The sequence below is a fragment of the Nonomuraea sp. NPDC050680 genome (assembly GCF_040654555.1).
Taxonomy (GTDB): domain Bacteria; phylum Actinomycetota; class Actinomycetes; order Streptosporangiales; family Streptosporangiaceae; genus Nonomuraea.
Genome location: NZ_JBFAIF010000025.1, coordinates 36,913 through 49,570 on the forward strand (window position 1 = coordinate 36,913; position 12,658 = coordinate 49,570).

General features: G+C 68.3%; 16 protein-coding genes. 12 read left to right on the top strand and 4 right to left on the bottom strand.

What is annotated here, in order from left to right; all coding sequences use genetic code 11:
• Positions 1–933 carry a LysR family transcriptional regulator gene (locus tag AB0H88_RS45185; RefSeq protein WP_357655197.1) on the bottom strand — a complete coding sequence of 311 codons (933 nt, stop codon included), beginning with the start codon at positions 931–933 and terminating at the stop codon, positions 1–3.
• A gap of 132 nt (positions 934–1,065) precedes the next feature.
• Here AB0H88_RS45185 and AB0H88_RS45190 point away from each other — a divergent pair, with 132 nt between their 5' ends.
• The 7 genes from AB0H88_RS45190 to AB0H88_RS45220 all read left to right on the top strand — a co-directional run bounded on the left by AB0H88_RS45190 (position 1,066) and on the right by AB0H88_RS45220 (position 6,917).
• Positions 1,066–2,301, top strand: coding sequence for an MFS transporter (locus AB0H88_RS45190; protein WP_357655199.1), 1,236 nt, complete (start codon positions 1,066–1,068; stop codon positions 2,299–2,301).
• 474 nt (positions 2,302–2,775) lie between these two features.
• The gene (locus AB0H88_RS45195; protein WP_357655201.1) at positions 2,776–3,021 is read left to right on the top strand and encodes a DUF6289 family protein; all 246 of its coding nucleotides are present in this window, start codon (positions 2,776–2,778) and stop codon (positions 3,019–3,021) included.
• Positions 3,022–3,151: 130 nt separating this feature from the next.
• The gene (locus AB0H88_RS45200; RefSeq protein WP_357655203.1) at positions 3,152–3,895 is read left to right on the top strand and encodes an SDR family oxidoreductase; all 744 of its coding nucleotides are present in this window, start codon (positions 3,152–3,154) and stop codon (positions 3,893–3,895) included.
• Between the two features lie 73 nt (positions 3,896–3,968).
• Positions 3,969–4,952 (top strand): RNA polymerase sigma-70 factor, encoded by a 984-nt coding sequence (locus tag AB0H88_RS45205; RefSeq protein ID WP_357655204.1) that lies wholly within the window; start codon positions 3,969–3,971, stop codon positions 4,950–4,952.
• 134 nt (positions 4,953–5,086) lie between these two features.
• Positions 5,087–5,539, top strand: a complete 453-nt coding sequence (locus AB0H88_RS45210) for a hypothetical protein (RefSeq protein WP_357655207.1) — start codon at positions 5,087–5,089, stop codon at positions 5,537–5,539.
• 10 nt (positions 5,540–5,549) lie between these two features.
• Complete coding sequence (locus tag AB0H88_RS45215) at positions 5,550–6,149, top strand: cell wall protein (protein ID WP_357655210.1); 600 nt, start codon at positions 5,550–5,552, stop codon at positions 6,147–6,149.
• Between the two features lie 9 nt (positions 6,150–6,158).
• Positions 6,159–6,917, top strand: coding sequence for a MauE/DoxX family redox-associated membrane protein (locus AB0H88_RS45220; protein ID WP_357655212.1), 759 nt, complete (start codon positions 6,159–6,161; stop codon positions 6,915–6,917).
• On the opposite strand, the gene AB0H88_RS45225 is transcribed toward AB0H88_RS45220, so the two are convergent.
• The 3 genes from AB0H88_RS45225 to AB0H88_RS45235 form a co-directional block, all read right to left on the bottom strand.
• Positions 6,918–7,817 carry a CU044_5270 family protein gene (locus AB0H88_RS45225; protein WP_357655215.1) on the bottom strand — a complete coding sequence of 300 codons (900 nt, stop codon included), beginning with the start codon at positions 7,815–7,817 and terminating at the stop codon, positions 6,918–6,920.
• Entirely contained in the window at positions 7,814–8,437 is a 624-nt protein-coding gene (locus AB0H88_RS45230; RefSeq protein WP_357655217.1) for an RNA polymerase sigma factor, read from the bottom strand. The genes AB0H88_RS45225 and AB0H88_RS45230 overlap by 4 nt, the downstream gene beginning before the upstream one ends.
• Before the next feature lie 167 nt (positions 8,438–8,604).
• Positions 8,605–9,246, bottom strand: a complete 642-nt coding sequence (locus AB0H88_RS45235) for a LysE family translocator (protein ID WP_357655219.1) — start codon at positions 9,244–9,246, stop codon at positions 8,605–8,607.
• Positions 9,247–9,387: 141 nt separating this feature from the next.
• Here AB0H88_RS45235 and AB0H88_RS45240 point away from each other — a divergent pair, with 141 nt between their 5' ends.
• From AB0H88_RS45240 to AB0H88_RS45260, 5 genes are all read left to right on the top strand, one after another.
• Positions 9,388–10,233, top strand: coding sequence for a neutral zinc metallopeptidase (locus AB0H88_RS45240; RefSeq protein ID WP_357655222.1), 846 nt, complete (start codon positions 9,388–9,390; stop codon positions 10,231–10,233).
• A 48-nt stretch (positions 10,234–10,281) separates the two neighbouring features.
• On the top strand, positions 10,282–10,578 hold the full coding sequence (locus AB0H88_RS45245) for a type II toxin-antitoxin system VapB family antitoxin (protein WP_357655224.1): 297 nt from the start codon (positions 10,282–10,284) through the stop codon (positions 10,576–10,578).
• A 61-nt stretch (positions 10,579–10,639) separates the two neighbouring features.
• On the top strand, positions 10,640–11,089 hold the full coding sequence (locus AB0H88_RS45250) for a VOC family protein (protein WP_357655226.1): 450 nt from the start codon (positions 10,640–10,642) through the stop codon (positions 11,087–11,089).
• Between the two features lie 40 nt (positions 11,090–11,129).
• Positions 11,130–11,543 carry a TIGR03668 family PPOX class F420-dependent oxidoreductase gene (locus AB0H88_RS45255; RefSeq protein WP_357655227.1) on the top strand — a complete coding sequence of 138 codons (414 nt, stop codon included), beginning with the start codon at positions 11,130–11,132 and terminating at the stop codon, positions 11,541–11,543.
• Positions 11,544–11,551: 8 nt separating this feature from the next.
• On the top strand, positions 11,552–12,649 hold the full coding sequence (locus tag AB0H88_RS45260; RefSeq protein ID WP_357655229.1) for an ABC transporter substrate-binding protein: 1,098 nt from the start codon (positions 11,552–11,554) through the stop codon (positions 12,647–12,649).
• The last annotated feature ends 9 nt before the right edge of the window (positions 12,650–12,658 follow it).

The window sequence follows — 12,658 nt, forward strand, 5'->3', positions numbered from 1 at the left end:
TCATCGTCCCCATGTCGGCAGCCAGACATCAGCGTCGGGTACGTCCACTCGTCTGGAGTCGAGGTAGCCGCGGAGTTCGACGAGCGCCGGGTGCGGGTTGTCCTCGCGCCAGATCAGTGACATCGGGTAGACCGGTGCCGGGTCACGTACCGGTATGCGCCGCAGGTCGTAGCTGTCCGGCCACAGATACCGCGAGCCTTCGCCGACAAGGGTCGCCAGTTCGGCGGAGTCAGCGATCTCGGCCAGCAGAGCCTCGATGCCGAAGCTGGGTCCGACCATGTCGATCGTGAGACCGAACGCGGCGGCGAGTTCGTCGTAGTAGCCGGCCCATTCGGTCTCGGGCGCCATGCCGGGCATCCAGATTCGGTGCCCGGCAAGCTGCGCGGGCGTGACAGCGTGAGCTTTGGCGAGCGAGTGGCGGGGTCCGACGAGTAGCTGGTGCGGCTCGTCGATCACTCGGGCAGCCTTGATCGGGTCCGGCAGATGCTGCGCGGGAACCGTGACAGCGTGGAACGTGGCATCGATCGTCCCAGCCTCGACGGCGGCGATCGCGGCATCGACGTCGCCCTTCAGAGTCACGACATCGAGCTCGATCTCGGGATGCGTACGGTAGAAGTCCTGCAGAAGCACCCCAGCCGCGACCCGCCGGTTGACGACGTCGACGCGTAGAGCACGCCGACCAGGACGTACGGACGCGTCTGCCCGCTCCTCCACCCGGAGGAGTTCACGGGCGTGGGGCAGGAATGCCTGGCCGTCGATGGTGAGCTGGGCTCCGCGCGCCGTACGGGTGAACAGGCGCACACCGAGGTCTTTCTCCAGCGTGGCGATGCGCTTGGAGACGGCCTGCTGGGTGATCGACAGCTCAGCGGCGGCTTCCTGGAACTGGCCGGTGTCCGCGACGGCGACGAAGGTGCGTACGGCGTTGAGATCCACGTGCCAAACGCTACTCGCACAACATGAGGTTGTGGCTTGCGGCCAATTCGGTTGTTTGATCCGCCTTCTCGGCCTTGCTTTGATCAGAGCGGTCAACGGCAAGTTGTTCGAAGTGAGAAGATGCGGAGCTTCGTGGCTAGACGATCCTTGGGCCGGCAGTTCGGATGGCTGTGGGCGGCGTACGCGGTCAGCGCCTACGGCTCTGGCTTGGGATTCGGGGCATTGCCGCTGATAGCCGTGCTGGTGCTGGATTCCAGCCCGGCCCAGGTGTCCGCGCTGTCCGCTGTCGGGCCGGCAGTGGGCGCGCTGATCGCGTTGCCGCTCGGGCCGTGGGTGGAGTTCCGTCGCAAGCGGCCGGTCATGATCGCGATGGACCTGGCGCGGTTCGCGGCCATGCTGACGATCCCGCTCGCCTACGCCGTCAACCGGCTCACTTTCGTCCAGTTGCTGGTCGTCTCGGCGCTGATAGCCGCGGCCAAGATCGCCTTCAACGCGGCCGGCGGCGCCTACCTCAGAGCCCTCGTCCGGCCGGATGATCTGCTCGTGGCCAACGCGCGGTTCGAGTCGACGACGTGGAGTTCGATCGCGGTCGGGCCGCCGCTGGGCGGGGCGGCGATCGGCCTGTTCGGGCCGGTGAGCACCGTGGTGGCCGACGCGCTCAGCTACCTGCTCTCCGCACTGGGGATCAGCGCCGTACGCGGCCGAGAAGAACTCCCGCGGCGAACCGGCAAGAGCCGGGCCCGGGCCGGCGAGTTGCTCGACGGCTGGCGGCACATCCTGACCCATCCCGGCCTGCGGGCGCTGTATTTCAACAACCTGCTCGTCGGCGGACTGATCATGGCCACCGAGCCGCTGCTGGCCGTGCTCCTGCTCCGCGAGCTCGGGTTCTCCCCCTGGGAGTACGGCCTCGCCTTCGCCGCTCCCTGCGTCGGCGGGCTCATCGGCTCACGTCTTGCCCGCCGCGTCGTGGCGCGGTACGGGCAGCACCAGATCCTCCGTACGGTCGGCACGCTGCGCGCGCTCTGGCTGATCGGCCTCGCCTTCGTCCGTCCCGGTGTCGCCGGCCTCGCGATCGTGATGGCCGTCGAGTTCGCGATCATCATCAGCATGAGCCTGTACAACCCGGTACTCGCCACCTATCGCCTCGAACACACTCCCCAAGACCGCGTCGCCCGCACCCTGTCGGCCTGGTCGATCAGCAGCAGCGCCGCCATCGCCCTCTTGAGCGCGCTCGGCGGGCTGCTCGCCGACGCCACCAGCCCACGCACGGCCATCGCGATCGCGGGACTGCTCATCCTCGCCAGCCCGCTGCTGCTGCCCCGCCGCCCTCTCGCACGTGAGCAAGCCGGCGCCAAGCCGTCGGCGTAGGCCACGCCGGAGTCGGTGTCGCTGCCGTCCCTCCAGAGTGAGGCCGAAGGGCGAGGAAATCATTTATCCCGATCGCTCCATCGTGGGCAAGGAGGATCAGTGGTACCAGGAATTCGTCAAGAGCATCTGCGGTTCGAGATAGGCCGGGGCCTCGCAGAGCGGGCCAGGCCGGAGCCGACGACCTTGCTCCATCCGTAAATCATAAAACCTGCGTCCGAATTATCTGGTAAGCGCAGGTGCGGTGGCATGAACAGCGGACATGACGCCAGGTGAGCACGTCGATACGCGCCATCAATGGTCCGATAATGACCGCACCTTATGACGCGGGGTGCGAATGCACCTGTCGTTCTACAGATCGTCATCCATGTTTGTAAGTGTTGCGTTTCCTTCGGACGGGACCGATCATTTCGATCATGGGTTGCGGCGCCGCCCAGGAGGTGAGTCCACATCGTTCGTGCTCAGGAAGGACGATTCATGATCCGTCGCGTACTCGGGGTCGTAGCCTTGGCCGCCGCCGCACTCGCTGTCATACCGACCACCGCGCAGGCCGGCACGCTGGGTTTCCGCTGCCCGGCCGGCTATCAGTGCAACACGGCCTACTACTCCGACTCCGCGTACACCAACTTGGTCGGAGTCAAGACGGAATTCTGCGACGGTGAGGTCTCGAGCTGGGGCACCGTCACCCGCTACAGCGACTGGACCTCGAGCCCCTGCGGCTGAGCGAAGGCCTCCGGCCGGGGTCGCGCGCCGGCGGCCCCGCCGGATTTCCGTCCCACCGAAGCGGCCGCGTTCCGTTGTGAGCTCGCTCACACTGTGTCACAGCCGAGCAGGGCATGCCGTCTTAGAGGCCATGACAAACTCGGAACAGACCTCGGTATTGATCACCGGAGCCAACAAGGGGCTCGGCCTCGAGGCGGCCCGGCGGCTCGGCGAACTGGGTTGGACGATCTTTCTCGGCTCGCGTGACGAGGGCCGAGGACAGGCAGCCGCCGACAAGCTGACCGCCGGTGGCGCGAACGTGGTCATGGTTCCCCTGGACGTGACCTCGGACGAGTCGGTCACCGCCGCCGTGCGGCTCGTCCAGGAGCACACCAATCGGCTGGATGTGCTGATCAACAACGCCGGCGCGCCAGGAAAGATCATCGCACCGGCAGACGCGACGGCCGACGACATTCATTCCGTCTACGACACCAACGTGTACGGACCGGTCAGGGTCACGCAGGCGTTCCTTCCCTTGCTGCGGGCGGCGGACCATCCGCGCGTGGTGATGGTGTCCAGCGGTGGCGGTTCCTTCGCGGTCGTGACGGATCCAGAGCAGCCCGTCTCGAAAATGCACGAGCTCGCCTACAGCTCGTCGAAAGCGGCGCTGAACATGATCACCGTCCGGTACGCCCAGGCGCTCCCGGAGATCAAGTTCAACGTCGCCACTCCCGGAGAAGTCGTCAATCACAAATTCGCCGCCACCGACATGAACCATCACACCGGTCAGCTGACGGTCACCGAGGGCACCGACTCCATCGTGAAACTCGCGACGATCGGCGCCGACGGGCCGACCGGGATCTTCATCGATCGTCTCGGCCCCATCGCGTGGTGACCGCGGCGGAACTCGCGCCGCGGTGGGGCATGCTCGACGAGCCGAGGGATACCCTGCTGGACGTCGTGCGGAAGTGTCCTCGAAGGAGAAGGCCAAGGAGATGAGCGGCGGGCGGGATCCCGTGCCTGGACCGGCGGAGGAGACGGGCGCGGTCGCGTACCGGCCGCTGCTGTTCTCCATCGCCTACGGTATGACCGGGTCGGTGGGCGACGCCGAGGACATCGTGCAGGACGCCTTCCTCGGCCTGACCCGGGCGCGCCAGGCCGGAACCACGATCGCCGACCTGAAGGCGTACCTGGCGACGACGGTGACGCGACTGGGCATCGACTACCTGCGGTCGGCGCGGGTGCGACGGGAGACGTACGTGGGCGACTGGCTCCCCGAGCCGGTCGTCGTGACCGCGGATGGGCCGGGGCCGGTCGAGCACGCCGAACTGGCCGACTCGCTGTCGATGGCGTTCCTCGTACTGCTGGAGTCCCTTTCGCCGGTGGAGCGGGCGGTGTTCATGCTGCGCGAGGTGTTCGGGTACGGCTACCCGGACGTGGCCAGGATCACCGGCAAGACCGAGGCGAACTGCCGGCAGATCTTCACGCGCGCCAGGCAGCGCATCGCCGCCGGGAGGCGGGAGCGCGACAGCGTGCCGCCCCCGGCGCGGCGGGCGGAAGGCGAGAAGCTCGCCCGCAGGTTCTTCGAGGCCGCCGCGGGCGGCGACATGGACGCGCTGCTCGGCATGCTCGCCCCCGACGTCGTGTTCCTCGGGGACGGCGGCGGCAAGGCGCAGGCGATCGGGAAGCCGGCGACCGGGCTGCGGCGCGTCGCACAGCTGCTCGTCGGCGGGTTCCGCCGGGTCCGGATACTCGGCGTCTCCTTCCGGCCGGCCTGGGTCAACGACCGGCCCGGCGCGGTGATGTACGACGCCGAAGGGCGCGTGGCCAGCGTGGTCGAACTCGACATCGCCGACGGCGTGGTCCAGGCGATCCACTCGGTGTCGAATCCCGACAAGCTTGGCCATCTCGGACCAGTATCCGATGTAGCGCGACTGCCGAAGAAGAATTGAGCTCGCGTCCGAGCTGACATGCCCGGACAAATTGGGCATTGACGAAAAATTCTTACATGTTTTGATGGGTCAAGTCGGAAAGTTTCACCACCTCGTCGGGGGACCCTGCAGAGCCCACCCCAAGGAGGAAGCGCATGGTGCGCCGCCAGCCCACTGACCCCCCACCCATCGACTTACTCGCCTCCGTTCAAGGAGAGGTCTCCTGGTTCTGCTGCGGCACAGCCTGGGGACCGTGCAGCACCACCGGCAAGGGAGCCTGCGGCACCTGCAACTCGGGCAGCCTCCAGCACGCCTGGCCCAACACCTCCGACGCCTGCTTGGCCATCACCCACCCCGACACCTGCGGCGTCAGCCTCTCCCGGCGGACCTGCGGGTTCCAGCACCGGATCACGGCGCTGTGCAGCGGTACCAGCGTCGTCACCGCCATCGCCGACTGCGGCCCGCAGACGGACCTGTTCTGCGGTGAGAAGAGTTGCTGCGGCGCGACCTGCGCCAGCAACCGCCTGATCGACCTCACCCCGGCCGCCTACAGCAAGATCGCCAGCCTCTCCGCCGGCCTGAGGCCCTGCGAGATCTCGACCCCCTAGGGAGCTGACGATGACCAGTAGACGGCAGATGCTCAAGTCCGCCCTGCTCGGGGGCGGGGCCAGCGTGGTCGCCGCGACCGCGCTGGGCTCGCTCGGCCCCGAGGCGGCGTTCGCCACGGCCAGGGCACCCGAGGTGGAGCCCGGCACCGTCGACCCCAACTTCGCCGAGGGCCGGATCCGCTCCATCAAGGACAACACGCTCCTCGTCCTGGGCTCGAACATGGTCTTCCACAACATCCGGGTCGTGGACGGCACGAGCCTCTGGAAGCTGGGGCCCGTCCCCTTCGACCAGGCCAAGCCGGGTGACGGCCTGTACGCCCGGGGCGTGCGGATGCCCGACGGGGTGCTCGCCGCCGAGTCGGTGTGGCTCAACATCGTCAACATCAAGGGCCACATCAAGAACATCACCAGCGACAAGATCCACCTCGACCACAACGGCCAAGAGGTCCTCTGCCACGTCGTGTCGGGCAAGTCGGTCGCCGTCCACTCCGAGTCACCGCCGTCCGCGGACCTGTCGATGCTGCGGGTGAGCCAGCACGTGCAGATCCTCGGCGCGTGGCGACCGGACACCAACGAGGTCGACATCGCCACCGTCTTCTCCCCCCACTAGGAGCGACACATGCAAGGGATCGCCGCGCTTCAGCCGTACGTGATCGCCCTCTTCCTCCTCTGGGCGGCCCTGATGAAACTGTTCAGCCGTCGAATGCGGGCCGAAGCCGGACGGACCGCACTGGCCCGGCTGGTCGGCTCGGCGCGCGCGATCCCCACGCTCCGCCTCGTCGGGGTGGTGGAGCTCGCGGTGGCGGCCGCACTGCTGCTGCCGCCCGTCACCCCTGAGGAGGGCGCGGCCGCCGCCGTACTCTCGGCGGGGTTCGTCGCCTATCTCGCCTATGCGTACGCGGCCGCGCCCACCTCGTCGTGCGGCTGCCTGGGCGCGCACTCCCATCCCGTGGACTGGCGTGCCTTCGCCCGCGCCGGACTGCTGTGCGCCGCGGGCGTCGCGGCGGTCTGGGCGCGGCCGTACCCGCTGGATCCCCCGCTCGTCGCGCTGGGCCTGGTGGAGGTCGTCGCCCTGCTGGGCCTCTCGGCGGAGCTGGACCGCCTCTGGCTGAGCCCACTGCGCCAGCTCCTCGTACGGCTCCGCCGGCCGCTGGCCGTGCGCTCGCCGGCGGAGATCCCGCTGGAGGTCTCGCTGCACCTGCTCTACCTCAGCCCCGCGTACTGCTCGGCGTCCGCGCAGCTCACCTCGGACGTCCAGGACGTGTGGGACGAGGACGGCCTGCGGTTCGTGGTGTACGGGGCGCGCGAGCGGACGGCCGTCTTCTCCATCCCCCTTGCCGGAGCCGACCCCGCGGCCATCCGCGTCGCGCTCACCTGATCAGGGCGTCTGGCCGGGCTGATCGACGATCCCCGAGCCCAGTACGGACATGGAGCGGGTCTCGCCGTCCTGCTCGACCCTGATTCCCATGTAGTGGTAGTCCTCCGGGTCGAGGATGTACGTGCCCTTGCCCGCCTCACCCAGGTCCAGGACGACACCTATCCCCTTGCGACCGTCACCGTCCGAGATGTTCTCCTGGACGGTGACGTTCGGGATCTTCGCCAGGGCCCGGTACATCGCCGCCGCCTTGTCCGGCGGGATCATCGGCCCGAACTTCAGGTACCACCCGATCGCCCCGAAGGCATTGACGTCCGGGAGCGAGCCTTGCGGGCAGGCGGGCTGGCAGATGGACAGCGGAGACCGCTCCTCCTTGAGCCCGCGGAAGTGCGCGAGCAGCTCGTCGGCATCGGCGGGCAGAGCCTCCAGTTCCTGTGCGGTCCTGCCCGGATTCGTCGGTCCCTTCTCTCCATTCCCGATCTTCAGCTTGCCCTTGACCCGTACGGCCTCCTTCGCCCCGTCCATCCGGCTCCAGAGCTCGAAGTCCGGGAGGTCACCACCCATGTGCTGTGACTCTTTGAGGTAGAACCACTGGTCGGAGCGGATCTCGATGGCCTTGGTGCGCGCGGCGACGAGGGCCGCGTTCTCCAGCAACCCGACCGGGTCGGGCTGCCGCACCTTGACCGGTTGCTCGGCTCCGCCGAGCTGGGTCACCGTCACCACGGCGGCGGCCACGCCACAGGCGACCAGGGCCAGGCCCCAGCGTGGGCGGAGCACCGGCCGTTTGCGAGGCGCCGGGGAGCGGCCCTGGATCACGGCGAGCAGCCGGTGTTCCTCGGCTCGCACATCGGGCCGTGGCGGAACCTCGTCGCGCAACCTGTTGAGAAGTTCGAGCTCGTTCATCGGTTCATTCCTTCGTCCGCGTCGGTTGGATCGATGCCACCGAGCACCCGTCGTAGCTTGCTTCGAGCCCGATTGACCCGCGAACGCACCGTCCCCACCGGAACACCCAGCGCCTGAGCAGCCTGCTCGTACGTGAGCTCCGCCCACGTCACCAGCAGCAACGTGTCGCGGTGCCCCCGGGGGAGCCCGGCCAAGGCGCCCGCCAGACGTCGTCGCACGCCGTCGGCGGCCACCCGCTGGTCGACCTCGTCCGTGAACGATTCGGTCACCGAGTCCGCCCCCGTGCGGCTCAGCGCCCGATACAGGCTGATCTCGTGACGCCGGTGCCGCCCGATGAGATTCGTGGCGATTCCGTACAGCCATGGCCGCGCATCGGCGCGCGTCAGGTCGTACGTCTCCCGGTGCTGGAACGCCCGCGCGAACGTCTCGGCCACGATGTCCTCGGCCGGATCCGGGCCCAGCCGCCTGATGACGTAGTGCTTCAGGGCCGGGGCGTGCCGGGTGAACAACGTGGTGAAGTGTTCGGGCTCATGCCGGGATCGTGCGATCACCACGGCGTCCTCGGCCGTGTCCACGGCCTCGGGCCAGGGCGGTGTGCCCGTCCGGCTCTCGTGTCGCATCTCGTGCCTCTCGGGTGTCTGTCATGACACGAGTAATTGCCACCAAGAGGCCACGCGGTTCCCGAAATATCGCCCACCGAGCCGAACCGAGCCGATCGGCGGCCTCGCCTGAAGCCGCGCCTGAGGCGGACAGGCCCTGAGGCGACGGGCTCTGAGGCGGCGCGTGCCTATGCGGGTGCCAGGGCCTTGGAGCGGTCGGCGATGAGGTGGACGGCGATGCCGGCGAGCACGGTGCCCATGAGGTAGCGCTGGATCCGCAGCCAGAGCGGGCGGCCGGCCAGGAAGGCCGCCAGCGTGCCCGCCGACACCGCGATCAGGGCGTTGACCAGGGTACCGATCAGGATCTGGACCGAGCCGAGCGCGAGGCTCTGCAGCAGCACGTGCCCCATGGCCGGGTCGATGAACTGCGGCAGCAGCGAGAGGTACAGGATCGCGATCTTCGGATTCAGCAGGCAGGTGAGCAGGCCCATGGCGAAGAGCTTGCGCGGCGGCTCGATCGCCAGTTCGCGCGGCTCGAAGGCGGAGGTGCCGCCGGGCCTGACGGCGTTCCAGGCCAGCGAGAGCAGGTAGGCGGCGCCGGCGAGTTTGAGCACCGTGTAGGCGGCGGGTACGTACGCGAAGATCGCCGTCAGGCCCAGGCAGGTGGCCGTCAGATAGACGGTGAACCCGAGCGCCACCCCGATGAGGGAGATCAGGCCGGCCCGGCGTCCCTGGGTGATGGAGCGCGACACCAGATAGATCATGTTCGGCCCGGGGGTGAGAACCATGCCCAGCGACACCAACGCGATTCCCAGCAGCCCACCCGTCATATGGGCAGATTAGCGGACATTGCACCCAGACGCCGGTGAATACTCTGGGTAAGCGGACGGTATGAGAGGTTCACCGGTGGCATCTAAACGCCCCTTTCGGGAAGCTGTCCTCCGAGCAGCACCCGAGAAGGGACCTCAGCGATGGACTTCAGGGACGACGTCAACCTCGATTCCTCACAGGTGGAGGACGTTGGCGGTAGTGGAGGGGGTGGGGGCGGCGGCGGTGGGTTCCCGGGCGGCATGGTCATCGGCGGCGGCGGAATCGTCAGCCTGGTCGTGCTCGTCATAGTCTTCGTCCTGAACAACCTGAACGGCGGAACCGACCAGCCGGCACAGCAGCGGCAGCCGTCCTCGAACCTGTCGCAACAGTGCCGGACCGGCAAGGACGCCGACCAGTCGGAGAAATGCCGGGTCGTCGGCGTGGTCAACAGCATCCAGGACTACTGGAAGACTCAGATTTCCGACTATCGCTCGGCGAAGACCGTCCTGTACTCCGGCAGCCTGCGCACCGCCTGCGGCGCGGCCAGCTCCGCGGTCGGCCCCTTCTACTGCCCCGGCGACCAGCGCGTTTACCTGGACCTGAGCTTCTTCGACCAGTTGCAAAGCCAATTTGGCGCAAAAGGCGGCCCATTCGCACAGGCTTATGTAATCGCCCACGAGTACGGACACCACGCTCAGGACCTCCTAGGCGAGCTCTCCCAGGGCAACTCGGTGGCGACGGAGTTGCAGGCCGACTGTTACGCCGGCGTATGGGCCAAGCACGCCGTCGAGACCGGCTTCTACGACAAGCCGTTCACCACCGCGGAGATGGCCGAGGCGCTCGACGCGGCGGCGGCCGTCGGCGACGACCGGATCCAGCAGCGTACGCAGGGCAGGATCGACCCGGAGTCGTTCACGCACGGCAGCTCCGAGCAACGCGTCAACGCCCTGAATCGCGGTTACAAGATCGGCGATCCGGCCAAATGCGCGCAGGCCGATCTTGTATAAGGGCGGCGTAGAACGCGAGTAATCGGATTCTCTCCTAAAATCGTTGGGGTGATCTTTAAGCTCGTCGGTGACGGACGTCCTTATCCCGACCATGGTCTGACGCCCAGAGAGTGGGCGCAGATCCCCCCACGGCAGGTCCGGCTCGACTCGTTGATCACCACGAAGGCCATGCTGGACCTGCATTCCCTGCTCGCCGCCGACTCGACGTTCTACGGCGACCTCTTTCCGCACGTGGTGCAGTGGCAGGGCGAGTTCTATCTGGAGGACGGGTTGCACCGGGCGCTCCGGGCGGCTCTGCACCAGCGATCGATCCTGCACGCCCGAGTGCTGGAGATGCCCCGCTGAAGGGTCCTGGAGGTGCTCCGCTGAGAAAGAAATTGTCGGACCCCTCCGGCAGGATGCCCCCATGGTCTCTTTTCAGCTGGTGATCGACTGCGCCGACCCCGGGCGGCTGGCGCGCTTCTGGGCCGACGGCTTGCGCTATGAGTTGGAGGAGCCGCCGGGCCACTTCGACACCTGGCGAGACTACTGGCAGAGCATCGGCGTGCCGGATGAGGAGCTCGGCGACGGAGACTGCTCCGACAGCATCGTCGATCCGGCGGGCGGGGGCCCGCGGATCTGGTTCCAGCAGGTGCCTGAGGGCAAGGTGGTGAAAAACCGCTTCCACCTCGACATCAAGGTGGGCGGCAAGCGGGAGGAGGTCCCGCTGGCGACCCGCAGAGAGCGCGTGGACGCCGAGGTGGCGCGGCTGGTCCGCGCGGGCGCCTCCGTCGTACGCGTGCTCGCCGAGCCCGGGGTGGACCACTACGCCGTGGCGATGGCGGACCCGGAGGGCAACGAGTTCGACGTCGTCTGAGGGGTCGGCCTCAGAGGTCGGCTGAGGGTTGGTGCGATGGATGGACGAGGCCACTGCCCGAGCGAAGTTCCTGGCAGCACGCAGCGCCAGGCTGGCCACCGTGGACGGGCAAGGGGCGCCGCACCTGGTGCCCATCGTCTTCGCCGTGGCGGACGACGTGATCGCCTTCGCCGTGGACGACAAACCGAAGCGGACGACAGACCTCCGCAGGCTTCGGAACATCGCGGGCAATGACCGAGTCTGCGTCCTGGTCGACCACTACGCCGACGACTGGCGGCGACTGTGGTGGGCCCGAGCCGACGGCACGGCCGCGATCGTCGACGACGACACCACACGCGGCCAGTGGCTCGACCGGCTGGCCGCACGCTACGACCAATACGTGGAGCGACGCCCCGAGGGCCCGGTGGTCGCGATCACCGTCGAGCGGTGGAGCGGCTGGGCCTACGACGAGTAGGAGGGACGATGTCCGGCAGCCGCCTGCGGATCGGCGCCTGCCTGTCCCTGTCGGGCGAGTACGCCAGATTCGGCAGGCAGGCCGGACTCGCCCTGGACATCTGGCGGTCCACGACCGGCGCGGCGGACCTGCTCGTCGAGGACGACGGCAGCGATCCCGAGCGGCTGGCGGCCCTCCTCCCCAGGGTGTCGGCCGAATGCGACCTCCTGCTCGGCCCCTACTCCACCCTGCTCATGCGAAGCGCGGGAGCCATCGCCAAGGCCCTGGATCGCCTGGTCTGGAACCACGGCGGATCAGGCGATGACGTGGAGACCGCCCACCCCGGCCACGTCGTGTCCGTGCCGACGCCGGCGAGCCGCTACGCGGAGCCCTTCGTCCGGCACCTCGCCGCCCGCGCGGATCCCCGCCCGCTCCATATCCTCTCCGGCAAGGGCCGCTTCGGCCGTCAGGTCGCCGACGGCGCCGAGCGCCTGGCACGCGCCCTCGGGGTGCACCCCGTCCGCCACCGCCCAAGCACACCGGAAGCCTGGGACCTCTGCTCATTCGAAGAGGACTGGGACCTCTTCTGCGCCGGCTCGTTCGAAGAGGACGTGGAGACCGTCAACCGCGCCAGGTCCCTGCCGACGACCCCGCGGACCGTGTGCGCCGTGGCCGCGGGCGTACGCGAGTTCGGCCAAGCCGCCGACGATCCTCTGGGCGTCTACGGGGTCGGGCAGTGGTTTCCCGGCGGAGGCGGTCAGGTCGAGCTGTCGTCCATCGCCGAGGCCGACCTCCTGACCGCCTACCGGGAGCGCACCGGTTCGCTCCCGGACTATCCAGCCGTACAGGCCGTCGCCGCCGCGGCCATCGCGACCTATTGTGCCCGGCAAGCCGGCAGCACGGCCCGTGAGGCGCTGTGGTCCGCCGCCACGACGTTGGAGACCACCACCCTGTTCGGTGCCTTCAAGGTGGATCCCCGCACAGGAGCCCAGACCGGGCACCAGACGGCACTCACCAGGTGGGGCACCGGAGGTCCCGCCGTAGCAAACCAACGGCAGGAGGGAAAGGCCCCTGACTCGGTCAGACAGGTCAGAGGCCCCAATGAGTCCCCCGCCCCTTGCGACTGATCCCTACCC